We start from the raw sequence: 26,554 nt of genomic DNA, 5'->3' as shown, positions 1-26,554 counted from the left end.
GTTCTACTCCAAAATAAATCGTTCTGCTACAGTGTCTCCTAAAAAGAGACCTCTCTTTGTCATTCGGACACGGTCACCATCGACCTGCATGAGTCCTTGTTGAACCAAGTCTCTGATGACTTCTCCATAAAGTCCATCAAAGGATCGCCCGAATTTTTCCTCAAATCGCACCATGGAAACCCCAGATTTCTTGCGGAGTCCCAAAAACATTTCTTCTTCCATCTGCTCCTTTTGGCTCAGGTATTCTTCTGTTATCCGAGCATTTCCTGTCTCTACCGCATTGAGATAGTGACGGATAGGTCCATGGTTTTTATAACGCACCCCGTCCACATAACCTGAAGCACCCGCACCGATACCATAATACTCGGCATTGTCCCAGTACATGAGATTGTGGCGACTTTCAAAGCCCGGTTTGGAGAAATTGGAAATCTCATAATGCTCAAAACCAGCTCGCTCCAGTTCTGCGATGATGTAGTCAAACATCTCCGCTTCTAACTCTTCCTTGGGCAGGGGCAATTTCCCACGTCTCATGCGGTTCATAAAGACCGTATGATTCTCCAAAATCAAGCTATAAAGGCTCATATGAGGAATATCAAGCGAGATAGCCTTAGCTACATTGTCCTTTACTTGCTCCATGGTCTGACCAGGCAATGCATAAATCAAGTCAATGGAGATATTGTCAAAACCAGCCAGTTTGAGACGGTCGATATTTTCATAAATATCCTTTTCCAAGTGACTGCGCCCAATCTTTTTCAGCATTTTATTATCAAAAGTCTGCACACCCAAGGAAACACGATTGACTGGCGACTGTTTCAAAACCGCAATCTTATCTGCGTCCAAGTCGCCTGGGTTGGCCTCAATGGTCAACTCTTCCAAGACAGACAAATCCAAGTTTTTAGTCAAGCCATCCAAGAGCACTTCTAATTGGGAAGCAGACAGTGCCGTTGGCGTCCCTCCTCCAATATAGAGAGTTGACAACTTTTGGATATCATAAGAACGAAACTCTTCTAGCAGATGCTCCAAATAACTATCTACTGGCTGATTCTTGATAAAAACTTTTGAAAAGTCACAATAATAACAAATCTGCGTACAAAAGGGAATATGCACATAGGCTGACGTTGGTTTTTTCTGCATAGTACTTATTATACCACAAAGACTGGTTTCCAGATAAAAATCACCATCTCCAGAACCAGAGATGGTGATGTTTTATTCTTCTGTAATATCAATAATAATCTCTTCTTCGTCTTCTACGATATCTGGAGTTGCTGACTGTTCTTGCCACTGCTCCTTGAGATTGTTAAAGGTTTCTTTTGACGTTTCCGTCGCTTGTCGAGCACAGTTTTTAGCTTGGTCAAGGACACTATCAAAAGTGATTTCACCAGATTCTACCTGTTCCTTTGTTTTCAGCACAAAGTCCCTTGCCTGTTCCTTCACTTCTGTCAATTTCTCACAGACTTGCTCTTTGGCATATTCTGGATCTTCTCTCAAATCATCTAGAAAATCTTGAGCTTGACTGCAAACTTGCTTACCCTTGTCACTCGTCAAAAACAAAGCAAGAGCTGCACCAGAAACCGTTCCTAAAAGGATAGAGGATAGTTTTCCCATAAGATTTCTCCTTTTTTATTTTTTGAAAAATTTACTTGCGACACGAAGAGCTGACAAGCCTGCACCTGTCTTGATGGTCTTTGAACCAGCAGATGAAGCTTTTTTGCCTAAAACACGTGCATGTTGGTTGAGGTCAGAAACTGACTCAGACAAGTCCGCCACAGCTGTAAAAAGTGGATCAATCGTCGCAACTTTGATATTGATATCGTCTGCTAACACATTGACCTTAGCCAACAATTCATTGGTCTGATGCAAGGTAACGTCCACATCTGAGCTCAACGTTTTGATGGTTTTCTCTGTCTCATCAATCATACGACCTGCTTTTTGAATCGTAATTGTCAAATAGACTAAACAGACAATCAAAGCAATCGCAACAAGTATATATGCAACTTCTAACATTTATTTTTCCTCCTCTGTATGATAGAAAGGGGCTTTCTTTCGATTTTGATAAAGTATGATAAAAATACCGAGTCCGATAAGGACAACTGATAACCATTGGGAAACTCGTAGGCCAAAGAACATGAGGCTGTCTGTCCGCATGCCTTCGATGATCATACGTCCAAAGCCATACCAAATCAAGTAGAAAGCAGTGATATGACCGCGTCTGATTCCCTTTAATTTTCGTCTAAAAATCAAGATTAAAGCAAAACCAATCAGATTCCAAACAGACTCATATAAGAAGGTCGGCTGACGGTAGCTACCATCAATGTACATCTGGTCACGGATAAAGCCTGGCAAATAATCCAGACTATCTACCGTTGCACCGTAGGCTTCTTGGTTAAAGAAGTTCCCCCAGCGTCCTAAACTTTGGGCAATCAGAACGCTCGGAGCTGCAATATCTAAGAAATCCCAAGTATTAATCAGCTTTCTATCTGCAAAGATATAAAGGACAATAGCGCCCGCTATCAAACCTCCATAAATGGCCAAGCCACCATTCCAGATGGCAATGATTTCACCTGAATTTTGCAGATAATAATCTAAGCGAAAGAGTACGTAGTATAGTCTAGCACCTAAAATAGCTACTGGGAAAGCAATCAGGATAAAATCCAAAATATCATCTGATAGAATTTTCTTTTTAGGAGCTTCTTTCATGGCAAGATAAACTGCCAAAACCAATCCAGCTACAATACACAAAGCATACCAACGAACGGAAAAAGGACCGATTTCAAATGCAACTGGATTAATCATCTTTCACCTCATTTTTGGAGATAAGATTAGTCAAGCGTTCTTCAAATAAACGCGTCGCATCAAATCCCATTTCTTTAGCGCGATAGTTCATGGCTGCCGCCTCAATAACAACTGAGATATTGCGTCCTGTTTTTACTGGGATGCGGATACGCGGAATCGTCACACCAGAAACTTCGAGTTCTTCGGCATTATTTCCTAGACGGTCAAAGGTCTTATGGGTATCATAATTTTCCAAGTAAACAGCCAACTGGACTTGTGAAGAATCTTTTACAGCACTTGCTCCGTAGAGACTCATCACGTCAATAATACCCACCCCACGAATCTCAAGCAAATGCTTCAAAATTTCAGCGGGCTCTCCCCAAAGGGTCATTTCATCCTTGGCGAAGATATCTACACGATCGTCTGCTACCAAACGGTGTCCACGCTTCACAAGCTCAAGACCCGTCTCGCTCTTACCGATACCACTATCCCCTTGGATCAAGACACCCATGCCATAGATGTCCATCAAGACACCATGCACGCTCGTACGCTCAGCCAAACGGGAATCAAGGTAGCTAGATAACTCTCCAGATAAGCGACTAGTTGATGTTCGACTGGTTAAAATCGCAATCTTACATTCTCTAGCGGCTTTCAACATTTCTTCTGGCACTACCAAGCCACGAGCAACGATGACAGCAGGTGTTTCAGGTAGAAACATTTTCTTCAGAACTTGATAACGATTATGGGCAGGCATAGCGACCAAATAGGACCACTCCTTCATCCCTAACAGTTGAATCCGTTCTGGAGTATAGTAATCAAAATAGCCCGTCATTTCAAGACCAGGTCTCATAATGTCCGCAGTATTTATTTCCTTTTCAAGCAATTCGCCTTCACCATAGACAATATCTAGTCTGAGCTTTTCAATGACTTCTCTTACTAAAACCGACATAATTTCCTCCTTCAATCGAGTTCTCCCTACTATTATATCAAATTGTAGTTGGAAGTTTCCTTTTTTTGCAGGATTTACAGTATTTATTTAAAAATAAAAAGACTAGATTTCTCTAGCCTTTCATTTCTAATTAGAATTTTTTACGTTTACGAGCTGCTTCTGATTTACGTTTACGTTTTACAGAAGGTTTTTCATAGAATTCACGTTTGCGTGTTTCTTGAAGAGTACCAGCTTTAGTAACCGCACGTTTGAAACGACGAAGTGCATCGTCAAGAGATTCATTCTTACGTACTACTGTTTTAGACATTTTTTTCACTCCCTTCAAGTTCAAGATCTACTCCATTTTACACGCAAAATGAATAAATGTCAAGGGAAAACTGCCATAAACTTATATTATCTTCACTTTCTTCCCTAGAAAGAACCAAATTGTTACAATAGATACCGTGATACCCATATTTAAAATCTGCACTGTCAAAAATTTTCTCCGTTCTCCACTTACAATGAGAGCTTGGTGATTGTTAAGCGATATCAATTCAAGATCTCAAAAACCACTCACTCCAAAGAGCAAGTGGTTCTTGTAATTTTTATTTTTCGAGTAAGCTTAGCGCTGCTGCATCCGCAATAATAGTCACATCAGGGTGGTTTTGTAGGCTACTTGCTGGTAGACTTTCAGTTACTGGGCCTGATACTGTTCCAGCAATAGCTTCAGCTTTTGATTCACCGTAAGCAAAGAGAATAATTGACTTGGCATCCAAGATATTTTTAATCCCCATTGAAATGGCTTGGGTTGGAACGTCTTCAATCTTGTCAAAGAAGCGAGCATTGGCTTCGATTGTAGATTGGTCAAGTTCGACTAGATGCGTTTGACTGTCAAATGGAGTGCCAGGCTCATTAAATCCGATATGTCCATTGCGACCAATTCCCAAGATTTGCAAATCAACTGGATGGTCAGCCAAAATTTGATTATAGCGTTCTACTTCTTCTTCAGCATTATCCTTAACACCACGTGGCAAGAAGCTTTCTTTAAATGATTTTTGGTTGAACAAGTTTTCCTGCATGAAGTAACGATAAGACTGTGGATTGTCCCCATCAAGCCCTACATACTCATCAAGGTTCACACTAGTTAGATTTGAAAAATCAAGGTCACTCTCAACGATTTCCTTGTAAAACTCAAGCGGGCTGCTTCCTGTTGCAAGTCCTAATGTTTGAGCACCATTGGCCAATTTTTCCTTCAAAATCTCAAAAGCTACTTTTCCACCTTCGACTTGATTCTCAACTTTTATAACTTTCATTTTATATCCTCCATGTTTCTATATTTATTATATGGTATAGACCAATTTTTGTCAAGTGAAAACGATTTAATTTCTAAAAAAAGAGCGTCTAAACTTGAAACATGTTATAATGGATAAGATTAGAACTTAGAAAGAATAATGAAAAATGAATACAGCTGATTTTGATTTCCACTTGCCTGAGGAATTGATTGCCCAAACGCCACTTGAAAAACGAGATGCCTCCAAACTCCTTATCGTTAATCGCGAGACGGGAGAAATGCAGGATAAACACTTCCACTCTATTATCGACATGCTGGAACCTGGTGATGCCCTTGTCATGAATGACACCCGCGTTCTTCCTGCCCGCCTCTATGGCCAAAAGGAAGAGACAGGAGGCCATGTGGAACTTCTCCTACTCAAAAATACTAGTGGTGATGAGTGGGAAGTTCTGGCTAAACCTGCCAAACGCCTCAAGGTTGGCACTCGTGTCAACTTTGGTGATGGTCGCCTCAGCGCTGTCGTTACGGAAGAATTGACCCACGGGGGCCGTATTGTCCGCTTTGAATACCAAGGAATTTTTCTAGAAGTCTTGGAAAGTCTAGGTGAAATGCCACTACCGCCTTATATCCACGAAAAACTAGATGACCGTGAACGTTATCAAACCGTCTACGCTAAGGAAAGTGGCTCTGCTGCTGCACCAACTGCTGGCCTCCACTTCACCAAAGAACTGCTAGCAGAAATCCAAGCCAAGGGTGTCCATTTGGTTTATTTGACTCTCCACGTTGGTTTAGGAACTTTTAGACCTGTTTCTGTTGACAATCTGGACGAACATGAGATGCACTCAGAGTTCTACCAACTTTCTGATGAAGCAGCAGCCACCCTTCGCTCTGTCAAGGAAAATGGAGGCCGTGTCATTGCCGTCGGAACCACTTCGATCCGCACACTGGAAACCATCGGTTCTAAGTTTGATGGGCAAATCCAAGCAGATTCTGGTTGGACCAATATCTTTATCAAACCTGGATACGACTGGAAGGTTGTGGATTCTTTTTCAACCAACTTCCATCTGCCAAAATCAACTCTCGTCATGTTGGTTTCTGCCTTTGCAGGTCGTGACTTAGTCCTAGATGCTTACCAGCACGCTATTCAAGAACACTACCGTTTCTTCAGTTTTGGTGATGCCATGTTTATCTATTAAAAATAGCTCCGCCATTTCTTTAGGATAGTTTATTCCTAAGAGATGACAGGGCTATTTCTGTTTAAAGTGTAATTTCTGGGGACTCAGAAGTTAGATGAACCAGTTTGCCTTGAACACCAAAGTAGTCCTTTACCAAGTCCTGTAATTCTTCCATGGCAGCCCTAGCACGCGTTGCCTGTTCAGCATTGATCGCTTCAATCACTAAGACAGCATCTTTTGTCTCTTCTGTCAGCATGGTTCTCTGTGCCTCTCTCCAGTTGAGACAACGACAAACCGCTCCTTCATCATCGTAATAGATCAGTTCTTCTGGAAGTGCAGGCGCATCGTTTTCAGCTCCTAGTGGAAAGAAAGGTTCTCCTCCCTTAGCCTGACCAAGATGAAGATTGCCTACAATCTTGTTCACATCCTCGCCACCACAGGGAACCGCATAAGATAGAGAGACACTATTATAGATGTCTACTAAGGGATTGATGGGATTAAACTCTCTTCCCTGACTAACCCTTTTAAGCAGAGCTTCTATAGAGGAGCGTGCTCCCTTTTTCGTTTTGAACTTGCTGAAAGCCTGACGCCATTCTTGAATGACATCATTCTGAGTAAAATTCTCATCTGAAATGAAATCCTCAGCTCGTTTAGCTCCCTTATCTAGTAAGGTTTTGAAATAGGGATCCTTGCTTTCATCAACTGTATTATCTAATCCCTTTACTACTAAAACGCTAATCTGTGCTTCTGGAAACAAGCTCCAAAATTCATTTTCAACGATAACTTTCATCTTTCACCTCTTATTATAAATAATTTCTTTTCTGGCCTTTTTTGACCATATCCCAATCACTTGTAATATTTTTTCTAACCCGAATTAGTAGACTCTCCAGTTCCCTGGCCTCTTCCCTAGAAAATCCTTTTAGGGCAGAGTTCTCTGAATAGTGATGTTCAGCAAGGATAAAAGGATAAAGTGCATCTCCTTTTTCAGTGACAAACCACTCTTTATTTTTCCGATTTGTACTGGTCATTCCTTGTTTTATTAACCCCTTTCCTTCCAGTTTTTTTACTGAACGAGCAACTGTCGAACGGTCAACTTTCAGTAAATCCGACAAGGCTTCTTGAATGATTCCTGGATTCTCCTTGATTCGTACTAAATAAAGATATTGCCCACGAGCTAGTTCAATATCACGAAACTCAATATTCGCAATAGAATCTAGGGCACGGGCTATAACTCCGATTTCGCGTAATAACGACATGTTTCCTCCTCTCGTATCTATGATGATAGAATAGCACATTTTTGTTGCAAATGCAATAAAAAGACACTTTGAAAACAAAGCGTCTTTTTTATTCTTCATTTTTTAAAAAGAATGTGTTATCACGAAACTTTGGATCTTTCAAACTCTGTACACTGGCATTGATAACTGCTCCGATAATCAGAATCTTTGCGATGAGAATAAACCAGAACATCATGACCACAACGATAATGGAGCTGAAAAATCGGACGTCGACTAGATGGTTGACATAGTTATTGAAATAGACAGAAAAGATATTCAACAGAAAGACAAGAGTCAGCAAAACAAAGATACTACCAGGAAAAACGTAGCGAATACGAGGGACTCTGACATTTGGAAGGAAATAGTAGAGCATGACCAAGATGGCAAAGAGTAAGGCATAAATCAAAGGGCCTGTAAAGTCCTGTAGATAATCAAAGAAAGGACTGTCTGATTGCCAGTAAGTTTTGAGCAGGTTGAGCAACATACGCCCAAACATACTTAAAAATAAGGCTAGGGCAAAAAGAATCTGCAAGCCAAAGCTGACGAGTAAACTCATCAATTGATGGGAGATAATTCCTCGGCTCTTGGCCACTCCATAGGCCTTATTAAAAGCTTTTTGGAGGAAATCCATCGATTTCGAGAAGGTCCAAAAGGCAGACAAAACTGCAAAACTCAGCAAACCAGTCGATGGTTGAGTCAGGACTTCTCGGGCAATCTTTGCGACCACATCATAGACCGTATCAGGTACAAATTCCTTGATGGTAAGCAAAAAATTTGAAATCGGAATTTGAAAATAGGGCAAAATATTGACCACTATCATCAGCAAGGGGAAGATTGAAACCAACCAATAATAAGCAACCGCAACACTGGTCAGTTCACTATCAGAAGCTTGATAAAAATGTAAAAAAGCTTTCAACAAGGGCCGTTCCATCAGCTCTTTCCACCACTTTTTCATGTTGCGATCCTCCTAATACACTTTGTTTTCCTAAACTAATTTCTTCTGACTAATTCCATCATATCATAGGGTAGGGTATTTGCGGCTTCTTTTAGAGAATAATTTTCAAGATTGTTGACATTTTGCCGTAATTTTTTGGCATACTTGGTCGTAATCAATTTCTTCTCTTCGTATTCAAAGATTAACTTACGTTCTAGGTAGTAACCTCTTAGCATTTCATCGATATTGTTTGGTTTGATACGAGTGATAACACGTTCGACAAAGGCCCCACTACCGATAATAGCTGTTTCACGCAAGCGAGACTCCTGCATAAAGCTAATCAGACTACTCTTGTAGATTCCTTTTAGGTTTTCCAAACTTTCGATAATCAACTCCGTATTCTCCAGATAGAGTTCGGATATTTGATCATAGTCAATAGCTCGAAGGCGACGTTGCTCCTTGTCATTCCAACTACGGAAGGTCTGGCCAAAGGTCAGCAATTCATGCAGGAGAAAACGCAAGATACGGAGCGACACAAGGAAGTAATATGTTAGGCGGGAAGCCACCTTGCGATTGATACTCTGCTCCATATTTTTCAGATAGCGTTGATAAACTTGATAACCACGTTCACCGATTTTCTCTTCCTCGTAAGCCTGTTCCAAACCATCACTTTCGATACTCAAGATGAGGAGTTTTAAAGCCTCCCAGTCCTCTTGGGCACTTTTGTTTTCTTGACTAAGGATTAGGTTTTCAATTCGACCGTGATAATTATCAATAGCTACATAAAGGGGAAGTTTATTCTTATGCCCTTCCAGTTCTTTTTCTAATTCTGCTGTGACCTCATTTAAAATCGCAATGTGCATGAGGTAATCTTTTGTTTCTTCTTGTTCCTCGGAAAGGTGGGGAAGAACTAAGAGACCTGTTAGAAAGCTTAATAGCGTGACACCCGCTACTAGAAAAAGTAAGAGGGGATACTCCTGCTCTAGATTGCTTGGTATGAGAAGTATGGTGGCAATAGAGACCGTTCCTTTTACACCAGAGAAGGTCAAAAGGAGCATATCCTTCATGTATTTACGGAGACTTTTCTTGAGGCGTCGTGTTCTCCAAACATAGAAACCATAAATCATGACAAAGCGAATTGCAAAAAGTAAAAATGTCAGCAAAACAACCGATACTAATAGTAGTAAGGGGCTATAAAGGGGATTGGTCAGGATAGGTTCTGCTATCATTTCCAATTCCATTCCCAAGATGACAAAGACCGAACCATTGAGCATAAAGGTTACGGTATGCCAAACCGTATCTGTAACAGTATCTACTTGAGCTTCGAGGAGCGTGATTTTTTTGAAACGACTGGCCTTCAAAATGCCTGCGACTACAACTGCGATAATCCCTGAAACATGGATTTCTTCAGCGATAAAGAAGGTCATGAGAGGCAAACTCAGTTCAAGCAAGAGTTCACTCGCTATATCTGTCGCTCGCACACTCAGTAAAAATGTATGCAAGAAACGATTGATCATTGCCGTCACAAAACCGACTGCAAAACCACCAAGGATAGAAAGTGCTAGGGATGTTCCAGCCTGACTGAGGGAAAAAGCGCCAGTTGTCCAAGCAGCCAGAGCCACTCGAAAGGCAACCAAGCCAGAAGCGTCATTTAGAAGTCCTTCTCCTTTGAGAATATTGGATACCCGTTTTGGAAAACGAAAACGCTCAGAAAGAGAAGCAAAGGCTACCAGATCTGTCGGACCAAGCGCTGCCCCAACAGCCACACAGGCAGCTAAAGGAAGACTGAGCCAAAGGAAATGAGCCAAGGCTCCCAAACTCAAGGTAGAGATGAAAATTACTGGAAAGATTAAGTAGACAATGATGCGCCAGTGTTTTAAAACAGATGTAATATCGGCTTCTTCTGCCTCTCGGAAAAGTAAGGGGCCAATAACCATGGCCAGAAACAGCTCTGTATTAAGATGAAAGTCAGTATTGGGCAAAAAAAGACCAATGCCAAGCCCCAAAAGGATTTGTACTAGGGGGAGGGGCAAAAAAGGTAGAAGTTTATTGGTCGTAGTTGAAACGATTAAGACTAATAAAAATAGAATCAGGTAAATTAGTAGTGTCATCTAGACCCTCCTTAATCTTTTTTACAACAAGATTCAAAAATCTCCTTTTGCTCTTGGATTTTCTGATCAATCTTAGAACAGTCTTTGTGCTCAATTTTTTTTTGGCATCGTTCCATTTCAAGAGCCACTAATTTTTTCTTGATTTTAAGCATTTTCTTGCTCATATGTGCTTCGTCGAGCACCCCGACTGCTCGCTCGTGATGCGTTGACTCGACAAAATTTTGGCGCATAGCCTCTAATTTCTCACGTAGGTATTGCTTATCCATGTCTATATCTTTCTAATTTCTCAATCATAACTAAAAACGGTGGATTGTTAACTTGGTTGAGGGTTCGATAAATGGCCGCTGTATACTCTTGTTGGTTCAACTGGCTAACAAAATCCAATACAGCATCCCTCTCGGTGTCTCCTCCTTCATGACCATAGTAGATCATAATGGCAATCCTTCCACCCTTAACAAGTAAATGACACAGCTTTTCTAAGGCTTCGATAGTAGTCTGAGGTTGGGTGATAACGGATTTGTCAGCAGAAGGCAGATAACCCAGATTAAAAATCCCTGCCTTAGCTTCTGTAACAAATTGATCAAGTGTCTCATGACCTTGCAAGATTAACTGGGCATTTGTCATTCCAGCCTGATCCAAACGCTCTTGCGTCTTCTCCAAAGCCTGCTCCTGGATATCAAAGGCATAGACTTGCTTGGCCAGCTTGGCTAGAAAAAGGGTATCATGGCCATTGCCCATGGTCGCATCCACTACGATATCATCCTGAGTCACAACCTCAGCCAAAAAATCATGTGCCATCTCAAGTGGTCTTTTCATTTTCAAACTCCTGTTTTACAGCCTTGCATCCTTGAACACTTCCGCGGCGTCTCATTTCAGTTTCAATAGCATTTAGCACTTCCCATTTTTTGAGGCTCCACATGGGACCAATCAACATATCTCTCGGTGCATCTCCTGTGATTCGATGAATGACGATATGCTTGGGTATGATTTCCAGTTGGTCACAGATGACTTTGACATATTCGTCCTGACTCATCAGTTGCAAACGTCCTTCGTGATAATCCCGCTGCATCCGTGTATTGGTCATGAGGTGAAGCAAGTGCAGCTTAATTCCTTGAATATCATTATCCGTAACACAGCGACGAACATTTTCGACCATCATCTCATGAGTCTCACCGGGTAAACCATTGATCAAATGGGAAACAATTTCAATCTTGGGATATTTCCTCAAGCGTTTTACTGTTTCAACATACAATTCATAGGAATGAGCACGGTTAATCAGGTCAGAGGTTGCTTCAAAGGTTGTCTGCAAGCCCAATTCTACCGTCACATGCATTCGTTCCGACAACTCAGCCAAATATTCGATGGTTTCATCGGGTAAACAGTCTGGCCGTGTTCCGATATTGATCCCTACTACACCTGGCTCATTGATAGCCTGCTCATAGCGTTCCCGAATCACTTCCACCTTTTCATGGGTGTTGGTAAAGTTTTGAAAATAAACCAGATACTTTTTAACATCTGGCCATTTGCGATGCATAAAGTCAATTTCCTTATAAAATTGCTCGCGGATAGGAGCATCCGGTGCCACGATAGCATCTCCAGAACCCGAAACCGTACAAAAGGTACAACCCCCATGAGCTACAGTTCCATCCCGATTGGGACAGTCAAATCCCGCATCAATAGGAACTTTGAAAGTCTTTTCTCCAAAAAGTTTTCGATAATAATCATTCAAGGTATTATAAGATTTCATAACTTTCATTATAACAAAAAACACCTACAATCTCAAAAGCCTGACTTTCCAACAAATTCCCTTGTTTCTCATTTCCTTTAGCGGTTTTTTATGATACAATATGGGTATGATTTTAATGAAAATAGCATCTATTTTATTATTGATATTGACCTTGGTAGTTTGCTTTATTGTCACCAAGCTTTTCGGACTTAGGAAAATAGGATTTAATTTCGCGGATCTAGCTTTTCCACTTTTGGTATTTGAGTACTATCTGATTACTGCTAAAGCCTTTACCCACAACTTTCTACCGCGACTTGGTGTCGCACTTTCTCTCCTAGCAATCCTCCTAGTTATCTTTTTTCTCCTCAAAAAACGAAGTTTTTACTACCCTAAATTCATCAAATTCTTCTGGAGAGCTGGTTTTCTCCTTACTCTAATCATTTACATAGCTATGATTGTCGAATTGTTCTTACTGAAACAATAATGGAATCTCTAGAAAATGCCTTCTAGGGATTCTTGCTTTCTCTCCAAAATTACACAGATAGTAAAATTATACGATTTTACACAAAGAAAAGCCCTTAGAAACTTGTATTCTAAGGACTTTTTATTTGAGACGAGAGTTTCTCTCAGGTCTTAAATGGCAAATAAGGTATCAAAAATATCTAATCCTCTTTTTTGCCTTTAGTGGCTACTAGTCCTGCACTCAAACCAAGAAGAGCTAATCCTGCTGCTACTGCTGCTTGACCTTCTGCACTTCCTGTATTTGGTAACTGCTCTTTTTGAACCTGACCAACTGCACTTGAAGCGATTTCTTTTGTATCTGCCTTTTCTGATACTTGTGGTTTTGTAGACTCTTGCGGTACTGGTTTAGTCGTTTCACCAGCCGTACCAACTTCTACAATGCGATCCTGAGCCACGACTTTATCATAGCTTTCTTTTTCAGTTCGCTTGCCATTTTCAACTTCAATCAAGTGAATACGGATACCTTTTTGTCCTTCTTGGAGAACACGGGTTTGACCTGCTGGAAGCTTATCGTTCTTTTGTTCCTGAACCTTGAAGTCAATTGTTTCTTCTTCAATTACAAGTTCTGGTCTGTTAAGGACAAGGTTCTTCACTTCATCCTCTGGAAGGGAGGTCCCTGGTTTCGTTCCAACTTCTACGATGCGATCCTGAGTTATAACTTTATCATAGCTTTCTTTTTCAGTCCGCTTACCATTTTCAACCTCGATCAAGTGAATGCGAATACCCTTTTGACCTTCTTGGAGGATACGAGTTTCACCTAGATACAACTTATCAGACTTACGCTCCTGAACCTTGAAATCAATTGTTTCTTCTTCGATTACAAGTTCTGGTCTGTTAAGGACTAGGTTCTTCACTTCGTCTTCTGGAAGAGAGGTTCCTGGTTTTGTTCCGACCAAGACGATGCGGTCTGTCGGAGCCTCTACCACTTCGCGAAGTTTTTCTTCCTTACTTCCATCAGGATTAATCGCTGTAAAGATACGTTCTTTACCAACTTTTCCTTCTTGTTCTACACGAGTTTCACCTAGATACAGTGTTGAATCTTTTTTCTCAACCGTCTTGTAGGCCAAATCTTTTTCAACAAATTCGAGTTTTGGAAGATCTTCTTGTACAGCAGCAACTGTCTTCTCAGAAACTGGTTTTTCCTTGGTCAAGTGGATACGGTATTCCTTGACTTGTTTTCCACTTTCTGAAACAAGACGAACAAGTACCGGAAGACTATCATCTCCGCTATCTACAACTGTTGAAGCCACTTGGTCTGTTTCCTCAACTGAAACTTTTGGACGTTGTCCGCTATAAGTTACCTGATAGTCTTGACGGTTTTCAGCGAAATCAGGAAGTTCTTTTCCATCCACAAGAATCTTCGATTGCGTACTTTCTTGAGGCAATTCGCTTGGTGCAAGGAAGGTCATCTCAATCATCGCAACACCGCTCTTGTCTGCTTTACGCTCCATGCGCCATCTCATGGCTTTGGCTTTCACGGCTTTAAATGTTACGTTGATTTCATCACCAGCTTCAATATCTTTATACGCACGATAAGGAACAGCTTCCCAATTTTCTGGATTGTTGAATGGATGGGCTGCGTCGTAGGCTTGATAGTTTGAATAGTAGGTTGGCACTTCAAACTCTGGACCAATATAACGTTCCAAAACAAGTTTAGATGGCGCATCCGTACCACTATCTGCAAAGAAGTGAAGTTTAGCTTGTGCAACAGTCCGTTCTACAATCTTACCATTTTCACGGAAGATCACACCTGCTGATACTTCTGGATTAGAAGATGGTGTTGGAGACCAGTTTGTCCAACGACGATTTTCATTGTGATCTCCATCATTGATATAGTCTACACGGTCATGTGAACTTGGATCAATATCATTAGTTGCAGAAGCAAAGGCTTGGTTACTGTTTTCATCATAGTTAGGGTTGTTTGAGAGAGCCTCACCAAGTTTGTCCGTCACTCGTACAGTGAACTCCGCAACGAGATCACTACCAAGGACACGACCTCGAACAGTAAATTGACCTGCTTTTGTCAGATTTTCTGCTGGAACTTCTTCCCATTCCACTGCCAAGTCTTTTGTTTCGTAACCGTCTTTACCTGTGAAGTAAACCGGAACCTTCGTTGGCAATTCAAGTGGTTGTCCTACTTGTAGCAAGCGAGCTTGTTTGACCGCAGCAAGAGGTTTACGAGAAAGCAAGTCTTTGTCCTTAGTGAAATGTATACGGTATTCTCCTAGGATGTCACCATTTTCAGCCTTAGCGATAACACGTACCGGCTCACCTTCACGAACGCTTGGAACGACGGTAGCGAGACCATTGTTGCTAACACTTGCTGTTACTGCAGGAATTTTTCCATCTACAGACTCAAGGTAGTAGTCTGTCAAATCAGGGTTGAAGTTTGCTAAATCTTTGCCGTCAACTTGGATTCTCGTTTGTCCTTGTTTGGCTGCCGCAACTTGTTTCGCAAAGATTTGTACCTCTGTGATAGATGTTCCTTTCTTGCTATCAAGTCGAACCATACGAATGCGAACCGCATAGGTCTCAACTTTATCAAAGCTAAAATGATTCATTTCTCCAGCTTTTAATTGAGCTGGTGCTTTGAGATTGCTTACCTCTTTCCAGTTTGCAGGATCGTTAAAGACATGGTTTTCCTCACCTACAAAGCTAGGATTTTTAGGAGCTGTTGGAACAGTCTTACCGACGTAATACTCAATCACATAAGACTTAGGTACACCAACTCCGTGGTCTTCGTGGAATCCGACACTTAGATTATCAACAGAACGTTTGCTCAAGATACCTGAATCTCCGAATAGGACACCGACTGAAGCTTCTGGATTAGTACGATTCCAGTTTGTCCAACGGTTAGCTGGTTGGTTATTATAGGAAATGAGCTTGTCATTAACATTTGAAACTGGGTCGCTTGGATTTGAGTCTGAAGCAAAGGCTAGTGGCAATTCTGAACCGGTCCATTGGTCAGAAATGTTTGCACCTTGCTCAGTTTGAGCAGATACGCGAACATGAAGTTTAGTTGTTAATTGCGTACCTTCTAGGCGACCATTGACTGTAAAGACACCTTCCTTGGCGTATTGCTCTGGACGAATCTTATCCCAAGTAACCTTAGCTGATGAAGCGTGACCATTTGAATCGTAGGTACGAACGCTTTCTGGTAATTGTGGTGCTTCTGCGATTGGTGTTGTAACACTAACTTCTTCAACTGAAATGATACCTTCTACAGAGACTTTTGCACGCGCTTCAAGATCCAGACCTTCAACTTTACCTAGAACTTCAAAGGTTTGATAGTGGTCGAGTTTTTCTTTTGGAATGGCTTGCCAAGTGACTTTGTGGGCTTTAGGGAAACCTTTGTCATACTCAACTGTTACTGTTACTGGAAGACTTGGTTCCTGATGCAAATCTGTGACTACATTTACAGGGCGGATAGATTGGGCTACTTTTTTCTCAGTATTGGTCTGGATAGTGAGATCAACTTGACCTGTAGCACCCTCATATTCTGCTTTGAGAGTGACTGTTCCTGGATTATGCAACTCAAGCATTCCCTTACGAACTGCGACTTCCCCTTCACCACTTGTAGAGAAGGTCACTTTATCAGCTGGTAAAACTGCTTGTGTTCCGTCTTGATAGTGAGCGAGTACAGACAATTTCACTGTTTGATCTTCTTTAAGACCGTCAGATTGCTCTACTTGCAAACTCAAGTGGTCAATTTTCGGTGCTTCTTCAAGGAATTGAATTGCATAGGTTTGAAGAGGGCCACCATCTTTTGGTTGAACATAGATGCTTGCACGCATGCCGTTTGCTGCACTTGCTTGGACTACAGTAACATCCGCATTTTCAGCACTTGCTACAACTTCTGGCAAGGATGCACCGTAAGCAAGAGTTCGGTATTGCATTGGATTTTGAGTAGTAAGACCAGTGACAGATTCACCACCTACAGTTACATTTGGTGCTACAGGTGCTGCAACATCACCGTCTTCTACTACAAGGGTAGCGTGAATAGTCTCACCACCCAGTTGGCCAGTCATTTGAATACGTGATCCTGCAACTGACAGTTTAGCTTTATCTGCTTCCGCAATCTCCCACTTATCAACTTCGTATTCTTGTATGCTTCCATCCGTAACAGCAATAGAAACGTATTTGTCAACAGCGCTCAAGTCTGTTCCTGGAGCAACACGCTTAACAGTTGGAAGCTCATTTGCGATTGCTAGAATTTCGACACGGGCCTCAACTTCGCGTCCGTCTGCCATACCTTTAACAGTCACAACTCCTGCTTGGCTCACATCAACTGAAGACCAAGTTACTGGACGTTTTTCACGACTGCCATCACTGTAGATAAAACCGACTGTCTTCGGCATTTTTGGCTCTTTCTCAATAACAGTACGTACTTTTGGTACTTCTGTTCCGAGAACGGTCTTTTCTTGTCCTTCTTTCTTACCAGTAAAGACTGTTACTTGACCAGATTTTAAGAGATCCGAATGAGCTGTCAGCGTGAATTTACCTGCTTGTTCAGTTGATTTGACAATGGCAACACCTTTACCATTAAAGGCTCTGCGAATCCAAGAACCGTCTGGTTGCGCCTTATAGCGTTCACGGCTGGCTTGTTCCCCATTATCAACACCGACCAGTTGACCTTGGCCATGCAATTGGAAACGAACCAAATTATTGGCAGTTGGTACCACATTTCCTTCACTGTCAACGATTTCGTAGTAGATGTAGGTCAAGTCTTTTCCATCTGCGGCGATTGCGTGTTCTTCCTTGACGAGGCGAACTCCTGCTGGTTGGCCTGCAGTAGTGATCTTATCACGTGCAATTTCTTTTCCAGCTTCATCGCGAGCTACAGCTTCCAAGGTACCTGGTTGGTAAGCAACCTTCCACTCAAGATAGAGTTCCTTAGCATTGGCACCTTCTTGGTAGGTACGACCATCGCTGGTTTGTTTTTTGTTGAAGGTCTTAACTCCGAGAGATTGACCGTTCAAGAACAATTCAACGCTTGCAGCGTTTGAATAGGCGCGAACTGGGATTTTTCCGTCTGCATCAGCCACATTCGCTTTTAGAGTAGGGTTTTCCCAGTTCCAGTGAGGAAGGAGGTGAACCATTGGTTTCTTCTTAACAGAAACCCATTGACTTTGGTAGAGATAAAAGTCATGTTTTGGAATGCCGGCTGTATCTACGATACCAAAATAAGAGCTCTTAACGGGAGTTTGGTTTTGGTTGTGCCATGGTGTAGGCTCCCCGATATAGTCTGTACCAGTCCAGATAAATTGTCCTGCGTAACCAGCATTGTCACGGTCAAAAGTCCATGAATCTGTTGCCGTTTTACCCCAGTTAACTCGGTCATTACCATAATCGGACTGTTCGTAATGACGTTCAGGTCCGTTACTATGTTTCAATTCCTGTTCAGGGCGATAATAGCTACCGCGTGTACGGGTTGCTGAAGATGTTTCTGAACCGTAAATCAACCAGTTTGGATGTTTCGCACGAAGTTTCTTGTAGTTGTCTTCTGAGTAGTTGAAACCAACCGCATCCAGTTCATTAGCAATTTTCTCATGATCACCGCTACCATCACCAAAGCGGAACTTATCTGCTCCCATGGTAACATAACGTGTAGTATCAACATCTTTAATCACTTTTACTAAGCGTTTAACCGTTGCAAGAGAGTGAGCATTACCGTTGGCTTCACCGATTTCGTTTCCGATAGACCACATAAAGACAGCCGGGTTATTTTTATCTCTTTCGACCATGGTACGAAGATCGTAGTCAGACCATTTTTCACCTTTTCTAGCTTCTGGGTGAGTGGCATCTTTTTCAAAGAAACGTCCGTAGTCATAAGGTTTCTTGCCACCATACCACGTATCAAAGGCCTCTTCCTGAACCAGCAAACCAAGTTCTGCTGCGATTTGCAAGGTCTGTGGACTTGCAGGGTTATGAGTTGTACGGATGGAGTTAACGCCCATCTCCTTCATTTGTTTGAGACGACGGTATTCTGCTTTATAATTTTCTTCTGCTCCAAGTGCTCCGTGGTCATGGTGCAAGGAAACACCATGGAATTTAATGCGTTCACCATTCAAAGAGAAACCTTCATTTGGAGTCCAGTGATAGTAACGGTAACCAAACAAATCTTTCTTAGCATCAACCAATTGACCATCACGGTAAACACGTGTAATCAATTCGTACAAGGCAGGTTTGTCATTTAAAACGGTCCAGAGTTTTGGTCTTTCAACTTCTAAAATCGCATCTAGGCTTGTTGATTCATGTGCTTTCAAGGTACGGCTCGCTGTACGAACCAAACCTGTTACAGCCTGACCACCACGTTCAACGATTTGATACTCTGCCACCAATTCATGGTCTTTATCATCTGTATTGACGATTTTGCTGGCTACATGAGTTTCAACCTTGCCGTGTTGCTGTTCTTCAAGTTTTGGTGTTAAGATGGTTGTTCCATTTTTTTCAACATGAACCTTATCTGTCACTTGCAAGGTCACATCACGGTAGATACCACTACCTGAGTACCAACGGCTACTTGGCTGTTTGTTAACCGCATGGACAGCAATCACATTCTCACGACCATCTTTGTGAAGGTATTTGGTAATATCGTATGAGAACTGGTTATAACCATTTGGATAATGTCCCACTAACTGGCCATTGACATAGACTTGAGAATCCATGTAGACACCATCAAAGGTCAAACGAACATTCTTCTTGAGATCTTTTTCATCAAGTTTGAAGGTCTTACGATACCAAGCTTCACCGCCATTGAGCTGTCCACCCTCGTTTTGGGCAGGTGACTGATGGTCAAAATCGTTAAAGATACTCCAGTCGTGTGGGAGATCCAATTTTTGCCATGTTGATACGTCTGCATCTGATTTCACAGCTTCTTTAGGGTTCGCATTGAGTTTAAAGTGCCAATTTTGATTAAAATTCACTTTTCTATCTTCAATCATTTGATTCACTTCTTCATTTGTCGCAGCTTTCAACTCTTCCTTGACAGGCTTTTCTTGACTTGAAGCTTGAGATTCTACCTTTGGAGCTGTTTCTTCAGGTTTTAGAGATGCTTTCTCCTCTTTTGGAGCTACAGGTTCAGCTTCTTTCTTCTCTGGTTTGCTTGCTTCAATTGGAGCAGCTTGACTTTGGTCGACACTTGCAACATCCTTGTGCTCTGCTACAGCTTGATCCTTTTTTTCCTCCACTGCCGGACTTTCCTCTTTTGCTTGTTCCACAGTGTGCGCAATAGGAGTTTCATCCGCAAAAACTGGTGATTCTCCAATGACACTTCCTCCAAATAGAACCGCACAGGTTCCAATCATGACAGAGCAAGCGCCTACGGCAAACTTCCGAATACTGTAGACTCTTTTACGATTCCAATAGCCTTTTTCCATAAAATCCTCCTTTAGTAACCGCTTCCATTTCATTGTAAGCGTATTACTTTTTCATAGTCTTTTACTCTTATTTTATAAAATAATATAGGGAATTTCAATACCCTAAATACAAAAAATCATAATTTTGATTGTTTTTTCTAAAATTTGTAGAAGATTTGAAAAAAGTGAATGTAGATTTAGAACAAAAACAAACAATTTTTGACACTCAGTAAAACATGATAAAAAGTTCCTTTTGTAAGGAACTCCTTTTACTTATAATTAAAGACTCCCCCTGCCAACTTATCAGATAGTTTAGGAAAGAGGCTATAAAATTTGTGGGCTAAATTGAGCAAAAGAGGAAGATTGAGTTCTCGTTTGTTTTTTCCTATGGTTTTGACAATCTTTCTAGCGACTGCATCTGGTTCTAAGAGAAAGCGGTCAACCGACTTGAGGTAGGTCCCATCTGGGTCAGCCTGATCAAAAAAGGCAGTACGAATTGGTCCTGGATTAACCGTCGTTAGATAGACACCATCGGGCATCAGTTCGAGGCGCAGAGCGTTTGAAAATCCAATAGCAGCAAACTTGGTCGCTGAGTAAAGACTGGATTTGCTAGTCGCTATCAAACCTGCCATACTGACGATATTGATGATATGCCCTTCTCCTCTCTCCTTCATGCGAGCTCCAAGACGACGAGAAAGGTTCATCAGGGAAAAGGTATTGACCTCAAACATCTGGTGAATGTTTTGATTAGAAATCCGGTCGAAATCTTCAAATATTCCATATCCAGCGTTGTTGATCAAAACATCAATCTTTCCATAACGGAGATAGAGGTTAGCTACCAGAGCTTCTAGGGCTGAGTCATCAATAATATCGATTTCAATCAATTCCACATTAGAATGATTTCCATATAGTTGGGCTAGTTTTTCCTTGTTTCTACCTAGTAAGATGAGTTGGTCATTTGGCAAGAGTTTGACCATTTCTTGGGCTAAGCCACCGCTAGCACCTGTAATGAGAATTGTTCGCATACTTATTCTTTTTCAATCTTTTAGATTTCAACTTCTTCCAAGTCTTTGACCACATGGACATTTTCAAAAACAGTTGCAGCATCTTTCTTAAGTTGACTAATATCTTTTGAGAGGAAGCGGGCACTGATATGGTTGAGCAAAAGGCGTTTTACTCCTGCTTCTGTCGCTACTTGTGCAGCTTGCATATTGGTTGAGTGACCGTGATTACGGGCAATTTTTTCATCACCCTTGCCATAAGTGGACTCATGGACCAGAACATCGGCATTAACAGCCAGACGCACACTAGCATTGGTTTTTCGGGTGTCACCCAGAATAGTGATAATTTTACCTGGACGGGGAGCTGAGATATAGTCAGCTGCCTTGATTTCAGTCCCATCATCCAGAACAACATCCTGACCGTTTTTGATTTTTCCAAAAAGCGGGCCAAATGGGACACCAGCAGCCTTGAGTTTTTCAGCATCCAAGGTTCCTTCTAAGTCCTTTTGCATGACACGATAACCAACGCAAAAAATAGTGTGGTCCAGCTCCTCTGCATACACAGTGAATTTATCGGTCTCAAGGATTTTTCCTAGAGAATCTTGGTCAAACTCATGAAAATGAATGCGATAAGGCAGACGAGAACCCGACACACGTAGACTGGTTAAGACAAATGACTTGATCCCTTGTGGTCCATAAATGTCCAAATCTGTCTGCTCTTCATTGGCCTGAAAGGCACGACTAGAAAGGAATCCTGGCAAGCCAAAGATATGGTCTCCATGCAAGTGAGTGATAAAGATTTTGCTGATCTTACGTGGTCGAATCGTGGTTTCCAGAATGCGATTTTGCGTTCCTTCTCCACAGTCAAAGAGCCAGACTTCGTTAATCTCGTCCAAAAGTTTCAAGGCGAGACTAGAGACGTTGCGGGCTTTAGAGGGCTGACCAGCCCCTGTTCCTAAAAATTGAATATCCATTCGATACTTTCTAATTAATCAATATATAACATAGCTGTGCGGTTTTCCGATCGGAAATAGCGCTTTCCAGAAAAAGCAGCAGCTTTTTGCAATAAATCCTCTTGGCTGTAGCCTTTGAGACATTTGCGACCATCAACCAAGCTTTCCAAATCAGTCAAAGCTGTGAGACTTTCCACACTAACAACTTCCTCATCCCCGACAGGCTTCATGTAAATCTTTCCAGACTCTTCAAAGATGAGTTGATGGGGGAAAATTTGTGCAATCTCAAAAAGTAAGTCATCCGAAATTACCTCTTCATTTTCAGAGAAAATTCGACCTAGGCCCTCACTCTCATAGCAAAATCCAAAAGATTTGCCAGATAAATTAAGACGAATAAAAGGCTTATTTTCAAAGGTGAAACTTGGCTCAGCATTGTAGAGGTTCAGTTCATGACTGAGTTCTGCAAAATAATCCGTCGCAGCTTCAGGACTCTTTTTCTGGTAGAGTTCAGCAAAGTAGGCGTTAACGACACTCGGCGGAGGGGTGATGAGAGCCAACTGCTCTTGCTCTGTTTTGCCAGCTAGAAGTTGATCTAGATAGACCTTATCCAGACTTGTATAACCCCCATACTTTAGAGCCAAGGTTTTAATATCAGTCATAAAATTCCTCTAACCTCCATTTATTTTTCTCGGAAATGTAGCCTGTAATCACTTCTCCATCATCTTGGTAGTCACGATCTTCAAGAATCGCTACACTTTCCAAATCATGAATCTTGTAGGACTTAGAAAAGGGCACGCGCAGGGTAAAGACTTCAAAAATCTCCTTGATTTTCTCTAAAAACAATGCTTGCAACTGCTCACGACTATCCTCAGACTTGGCAGAAATGAGGGCATACGGCGTTTGGGTAGGCGTGAAATCCTCCACCAAATCCGCTTTATTATAAAGGGTCAGACGAGGAATATCCTCCATATCCAAGTCTTTCATGATAGACAGAACCGTTTTTTCATGCTCCTCGTGATAAGGATTGCTGGCATCAATGACATGAACCAGAAGGTCAACATGCTTGCTTTCTTCCAAAGTCGACTTGAAACTGGACACCAATTCAGTCGGTAAATCTTGGATAAAGCCGACGGTATCAGTCAAGGTTACCTGTAGATTGCCCCCCAGATGGATACTTTTAGTTGTCGCATCCAGAGTCGCAAAGAGCTCGTCAGCCTCATATTGGGTCTTACTGGTCAAGGTGTTCATGATGGTTGACTTCCCAGCATTGGTGTAGCCAATCAAGCCAATCTTAAAGGTGCTCGACTCCAGACGTTTTTCTCTGACCGTTGCTCGATTTTTCTCAACCACCTTGAGCTGACGCTCGATGTCTGTGATTTGGTTGCGAACACTACGACGATTCAGCTCCAGCTGGCTTTCACCAGGTCCACGGGAACCAATTCCCCCTGCCTGACGGCTGAGCATAATCCCCTGACCAACCAAGCGAGGCAAGAGATACTTGAGTTGAGCTAGGTGAACTTGGAGTTTCCCTTCGTGGCTTCGAGCTCGCATGGCAAAGATATCCAAAATCAACTGCATACGGTCAATAACTTTAACACCCAGAACTTCCTCTAGATTGACATTTTGCCGTGGTGTCAGACGGTTGTTGACAATGACAGTGGTAATTTCTTCTGCATCCACCATCCGCGCAATCTCTTCCAACTTACCAGAACCGACGAAAGTCTTGGAGTCATACTTTTCCCGTTTTTGCCTGTAGCTATCTACAACGACTGCCCCAGCTGTCTTAGCCAGACTAGCCAATTCTTCCATAGAAAGGTCAAAATTGTCCATGCCCTGTAATTCCACACCAATGAGTAGGACTCGTTCCTCTTTTTTCTCCGTTTCAATCATCTAAAAACTCCTCTATCTGGCTTAAAATGCGGTCTTGAACTCCAGGCTCTCCTATCTGATAAAAGATGACCTGCATGCGATTACGGAACCAGGTCAACTGACGCTTGGCAAAACGACGCGTCGCCCGCTTGAGACTCTCGCTCGCTTCCTCAAAAGTTTGCTCCCCACGGAAATAAGGAAAGAGTTCCTTGTAGCCAATACCTTTGGCAGCCTGCACATCCGGGTAATGATCAAAGAGCCACTTGGCCTCATCCAAAAGACCAGCCTCAAACATCAGATCTACTCGGCGATTGATACGCTCATAAAGCTGACTGCGTTCATCATCCAAGCAGATAATCAGTGGTTCATAAGGACTTTCCTGATTTTCCAAATCCTGACCAAAATGGGCAATTTCCAAGGCACGCATGGCACGACGACGGTTAAACTGGGGAATTTCAAGGCCTGCTTGCTTCACGAGATGGGCTAATTCCTCATCTGAATAAGGGCCCAAGCTAGCCCGATAAGCTAAAATCTCCTCATGAGGTGTTTCTCCACCTAGATGGTATCCTTCCAACAAGCTCTGGATATAAAGCCCTGTACCACCCGCGATAATCGCTAGCTTACCACGGTTATGAATATCCTCAATAGCCTTCTTAGCTTCTGAAACAAAATCAAAAGCCGAGTAAGACTCGGTCACCTCTCTGACATCAATCAAATGATGAGGAACAACAGCTTGCTCCTCTGGGCTGGCCTTGGCCGTCCCAATATCCAACCCTCTGTAAACTTGCTGACTGTCACCGCTGACTACCTCTCCACCAAAGCGCTTGGCTACTTCAATAGCAAGGGCTGTCTTCCCAACAGCAGTCGGTCCAACAATCACAATTATTTTTGTTTTCATCTTTTTTCCTTGAAAAATTTCCATTTTTTCGTTACTATTATTATAACATAAAATGGTCAGTCAGAAAAATGCTACCTATTGAGGTACCTGCCTGATTGGGAAGATAAAGGAGGAAAACTCATGGCTAAAGGATTCGCTAAAGGTCTTGTAACAGGTGTCGCAGGAACTGTCGCTGCCGTTGCAGGAGCAGTATACGCATTTAAAAAGAAAGTGATTGAGCCAGAAGAGCAAAAAGCAGCTTTCATCGAAGAAAACCGTAAAAAAGCAGCTCGCCGTCGCGTATCACATTAAGCAACAAAAGAAGTTGAGAAACCTCAACTTCTTTTTATTTTCTTAAATAGCCAAATCAAACTTCAGTTGCGGCTTGACTGGATCGTAGTCGACCAACTCAAAGTCTTCGGCTTTGATATCAAAGAAATTAGTCTTGTCTGGTACATTCAAGACCAAACGTGGTTGGCAGTTTGACGGCTCACGACGGAGCAATTCCTCTGCTTGTTCAAACTGATTATCATAGATATGAAGGTTGTTGATAAAATAGAAAAACTTCCCAACCTTCCATCCAAAATGCTTGGCAATCATCATCTGAAGAGCCACATACTGCATAGCATTAATGTGGTGGGCCACCAGCATGTCATTAGAACGCTGGGTCAAGGTCGCATCCAGATAGATTTCCCCATCTACTCGACGGACATCAAACATAGTCTGAAAGGCGCATGGAAGAAGGCCGTCTGTCTCCTCAAAAGCCTGGTAATCCCAGAGAGAAATGATATTGCGACGGTTCCAAGGGTTGGCTTCCAACTGTTTGAGAATCTTGTTAATAATGTCGTGCTTCTTAACGACCGCACCGTAGCGCTCACCGATGGTTCCCGTATCTCCCACTTCCCAGTCATTCCAGTAGTGAACATTGTACTTATCATTGAGAACTTCTAAGCTATTAGACTGGTCTTGGTAAATCCAAAGCACTTCCTTAATAGCGGATTTGATAGCGATTGGTCGTAGGGTTGTGATGGGAAATTCACCCTTAGCCAAGTCATACTCCGCAAAGGCACCCGTTATGTACTTGGAGTTGGCAACAGTTCCATCCTTGTACTTAGGACGTGCTTGTTCAGAAAAGACACCGTCTTTGAGGATTCGTTCAATATTCTCTTTAAAAATCTTATCTGCTTTTGTCATTTACTCTCACCTCATTTATTGTCTTAACTAGTATAGCATAAAAAATCTTTTCTACATACTCAGATAATTAATGGCCTTTTTATATTTTTCTAATCGTTTCAAATCCTTGTCAGTAATAGTCTCAAGTCTCGATAAATCTGAATTATGTTTTAAATCTGCTAATTTGACAACGCGTGCTAGGGGATTAGATTTTACAGTATCCAGATATATTTGATAATCTTGCTCCTTTTTCTTTGTCAAAACCTGAACGGCAGTAACTACTGTTTCTGGTAAACCAGCTAGTAATAGTTCTTTAGCTGTAAAAGGACTGTCCTCAATGACATCATGTTGCAGAGCCACTGCTTTCTCTTCTTCAGAATCAACTTGGCTTGCTACATAGATTGGATGTTCTATATAATCTATCCCTGCCTTATCAAATTGCCCTCTATGAGCTTCCATAGCGATAGATAATGCTAATTCAAGCATGGGTTGTTTTGATGTGTTCATCTAGCGACTCCTTCCCAAAATTTAAACCTATTTCGTTTTATTCGATTTTTAAAAAAGAGCTTGATAAACACCAAGCTCTATAA

Annotated in this window: 25 protein-coding genes; 3 read left to right on the top strand and 22 right to left on the bottom strand. The window is 41.9% G+C overall.

Annotation, left to right across the window (positions count from 1 at the left end; translation table 11 throughout):
- Positions 1–3: 3 nt before the first annotated feature.
- From hemW to GOM47_RS03330, 7 genes are all read right to left on the bottom strand, one after another.
- Positions 4–1,134: a radical SAM family heme chaperone HemW gene (hemW, locus tag GOM47_RS03360; RefSeq protein ID WP_235081074.1), complete on the bottom strand. Its 1,131-nt coding sequence runs from the start codon at positions 1,132–1,134 to the stop codon at positions 4–6.
- A gap of 72 nt (positions 1,135–1,206) precedes the next feature.
- A complete protein-coding gene (locus GOM47_RS03355) occupies positions 1,207–1,605 on the bottom strand; it encodes a YtxH domain-containing protein (protein WP_235081073.1) in 399 nt (132 codons plus the stop codon).
- A 15-nt stretch (positions 1,606–1,620) separates the two neighbouring features.
- Positions 1,621–2,004: a DUF948 domain-containing protein gene (locus GOM47_RS03350; RefSeq protein ID WP_235081072.1), complete on the bottom strand. Its 384-nt coding sequence runs from the start codon at positions 2,002–2,004 to the stop codon at positions 1,621–1,623.
- Positions 2,005–2,793 carry a prolipoprotein diacylglyceryl transferase gene (gene lgt, locus GOM47_RS03345; RefSeq protein WP_235081071.1) on the bottom strand — a complete coding sequence of 263 codons (789 nt, stop codon included), beginning with the start codon at positions 2,791–2,793 and terminating at the stop codon, positions 2,005–2,007. It lies immediately after the preceding gene.
- Positions 2,786–3,721, bottom strand: a complete 936-nt coding sequence (gene hprK, locus GOM47_RS03340; RefSeq protein WP_038805477.1) for an HPr(Ser) kinase/phosphatase — start codon at positions 3,719–3,721, stop codon at positions 2,786–2,788. The genes lgt and hprK overlap by 8 nt, the downstream gene beginning before the upstream one ends.
- 130 nt (positions 3,722–3,851) lie before the next feature.
- Positions 3,852–4,028, bottom strand: a complete 177-nt coding sequence (rpsU, locus tag GOM47_RS03335; RefSeq protein ID WP_000048054.1) for a 30S ribosomal protein S21 — start codon at positions 4,026–4,028, stop codon at positions 3,852–3,854.
- Between the two features lie 277 nt (positions 4,029–4,305).
- Positions 4,306–5,013: a glucosamine-6-phosphate deaminase gene (locus GOM47_RS03330; protein WP_235081070.1), complete on the bottom strand. Its 708-nt coding sequence runs from the start codon at positions 5,011–5,013 to the stop codon at positions 4,306–4,308.
- A 145-nt stretch (positions 5,014–5,158) separates the two neighbouring features.
- Between GOM47_RS03330 and queA the strand changes: the two genes are divergently transcribed.
- Positions 5,159–6,187 carry a tRNA preQ1(34) S-adenosylmethionine ribosyltransferase-isomerase QueA gene (queA, locus tag GOM47_RS03325; protein WP_235081069.1) on the top strand — a complete coding sequence of 343 codons (1,029 nt, stop codon included), beginning with the start codon at positions 5,159–5,161 and terminating at the stop codon, positions 6,185–6,187.
- Positions 6,188–6,248: 61 nt separating this feature from the next.
- Here queA and GOM47_RS03320 read toward each other — a convergent pair whose 3' ends face one another.
- The 7 genes from GOM47_RS03320 to GOM47_RS03290 form a co-directional block, all read right to left on the bottom strand.
- Positions 6,249–6,956 carry a B3/4 domain-containing protein gene (locus GOM47_RS03320; RefSeq protein ID WP_235081068.1) on the bottom strand — a complete coding sequence of 236 codons (708 nt, stop codon included), beginning with the start codon at positions 6,954–6,956 and terminating at the stop codon, positions 6,249–6,251.
- Between the two features lie 13 nt (positions 6,957–6,969).
- The gene (locus GOM47_RS03315) at positions 6,970–7,422 is read right to left on the bottom strand and encodes a MarR family winged helix-turn-helix transcriptional regulator (RefSeq protein WP_235081067.1); all 453 of its coding nucleotides are present in this window, start codon (positions 7,420–7,422) and stop codon (positions 6,970–6,972) included.
- An 88-nt stretch (positions 7,423–7,510) separates the two neighbouring features.
- Positions 7,511–8,395, bottom strand: coding sequence for a YihY/virulence factor BrkB family protein (locus tag GOM47_RS03310; protein WP_235081066.1), 885 nt, complete (start codon positions 8,393–8,395; stop codon positions 7,511–7,513).
- A 35-nt stretch (positions 8,396–8,430) separates the two neighbouring features.
- The gene (locus tag GOM47_RS03305) at positions 8,431–10,485 is read right to left on the bottom strand and encodes a cation:proton antiporter (protein ID WP_235081065.1); all 2,055 of its coding nucleotides are present in this window, start codon (positions 10,483–10,485) and stop codon (positions 8,431–8,433) included.
- Between the two features lie 11 nt (positions 10,486–10,496).
- Positions 10,497–10,751: a hypothetical protein gene (locus tag GOM47_RS03300; protein ID WP_000361094.1), complete on the bottom strand. Its 255-nt coding sequence runs from the start codon at positions 10,749–10,751 to the stop codon at positions 10,497–10,499.
- Positions 10,744–11,301: a tRNA (mnm(5)s(2)U34)-methyltransferase gene (locus GOM47_RS03295; RefSeq protein ID WP_235081064.1), complete on the bottom strand. Its 558-nt coding sequence runs from the start codon at positions 11,299–11,301 to the stop codon at positions 10,744–10,746. Before GOM47_RS03295 ends, GOM47_RS03300 begins: the two co-directional genes overlap by 8 nt.
- Entirely contained in the window at positions 11,285–12,241 is a 957-nt protein-coding gene (locus GOM47_RS03290) for a TIGR01212 family radical SAM protein (protein WP_235081063.1), read from the bottom strand. Before GOM47_RS03290 ends, GOM47_RS03295 begins: the two co-directional genes overlap by 17 nt.
- Before the next feature lie 91 nt (positions 12,242–12,332).
- Between GOM47_RS03290 and GOM47_RS03285 the strand changes: the two genes are divergently transcribed.
- Positions 12,333–12,695, top strand: a complete 363-nt coding sequence (locus tag GOM47_RS03285) for a DUF3397 domain-containing protein (RefSeq protein ID WP_235081062.1) — start codon at positions 12,333–12,335, stop codon at positions 12,693–12,695.
- A 178-nt stretch (positions 12,696–12,873) separates the two neighbouring features.
- On the opposite strand, the gene bgaA is transcribed toward GOM47_RS03285, so the two are convergent.
- The 6 genes from bgaA to miaA all read right to left on the bottom strand — a co-directional run bounded on the left by bgaA (position 12,874) and on the right by miaA (position 24,812).
- On the bottom strand, positions 12,874–20,112 hold the full coding sequence (bgaA, locus tag GOM47_RS03280) for an LPXTG-anchored adhesin/beta-galactosidase BgaA (protein ID WP_235081061.1): 7,239 nt from the start codon (positions 20,110–20,112) through the stop codon (positions 12,874–12,876).
- A gap of 248 nt (positions 20,113–20,360) precedes the next feature.
- Positions 20,361–21,116 carry an SDR family NAD(P)-dependent oxidoreductase gene (locus tag GOM47_RS03275; protein ID WP_235081060.1) on the bottom strand — a complete coding sequence of 252 codons (756 nt, stop codon included), beginning with the start codon at positions 21,114–21,116 and terminating at the stop codon, positions 20,361–20,363.
- A 20-nt stretch (positions 21,117–21,136) separates the two neighbouring features.
- Complete coding sequence (gene rnz, locus GOM47_RS03270; protein ID WP_235081059.1) at positions 21,137–22,066, bottom strand: ribonuclease Z; 930 nt, start codon at positions 22,064–22,066, stop codon at positions 21,137–21,139.
- 14 nt (positions 22,067–22,080) lie between these two features.
- Complete coding sequence (locus tag GOM47_RS03265) at positions 22,081–22,704, bottom strand: cystathionine beta-lyase (protein WP_235081058.1); 624 nt, start codon at positions 22,702–22,704, stop codon at positions 22,081–22,083.
- On the bottom strand, positions 22,697–23,935 hold the full coding sequence (gene hflX, locus GOM47_RS03260) for a GTPase HflX (protein ID WP_084852381.1): 1,239 nt from the start codon (positions 23,933–23,935) through the stop codon (positions 22,697–22,699). The genes GOM47_RS03265 and hflX overlap by 8 nt, the downstream gene beginning before the upstream one ends.
- Complete coding sequence (gene miaA, locus GOM47_RS03255) at positions 23,928–24,812, bottom strand: tRNA (adenosine(37)-N6)-dimethylallyltransferase MiaA (RefSeq protein ID WP_235081057.1); 885 nt, start codon at positions 24,810–24,812, stop codon at positions 23,928–23,930. Before miaA ends, hflX begins: the two co-directional genes overlap by 8 nt.
- 120 nt (positions 24,813–24,932) lie before the next feature.
- Between miaA and GOM47_RS03250 the strand changes: the two genes are divergently transcribed.
- Positions 24,933–25,103, top strand: coding sequence for a DUF3042 family protein (locus GOM47_RS03250; protein ID WP_169447210.1), 171 nt, complete (start codon positions 24,933–24,935; stop codon positions 25,101–25,103).
- Between the two features lie 42 nt (positions 25,104–25,145).
- Here GOM47_RS03250 and GOM47_RS03245 read toward each other — a convergent pair whose 3' ends face one another.
- Together GOM47_RS03245 and GOM47_RS03240 are read right to left on the bottom strand one after the other, a co-directional pair.
- Entirely contained in the window at positions 25,146–25,985 is an 840-nt protein-coding gene (locus GOM47_RS03245; RefSeq protein WP_235081056.1) for a thymidylate synthase, read from the bottom strand.
- 51 nt (positions 25,986–26,036) lie between these two features.
- On the bottom strand, positions 26,037–26,471 hold the full coding sequence (locus GOM47_RS03240; RefSeq protein ID WP_235081055.1) for a GTP pyrophosphokinase: 435 nt from the start codon (positions 26,469–26,471) through the stop codon (positions 26,037–26,039).
- Positions 26,472–26,554: the final 83 nt, after the last annotated feature.

The organism is Streptococcus oralis (assembly GCF_021497945.1).
Classification (GTDB): Bacteria; Bacillota; Bacilli; order Lactobacillales; family Streptococcaceae; genus Streptococcus; species Streptococcus oralis_BR.
The sequence above is the reverse complement of the archived record's forward strand: the minus strand, read 5'-3'. Positions and strand labels throughout refer to the sequence as shown.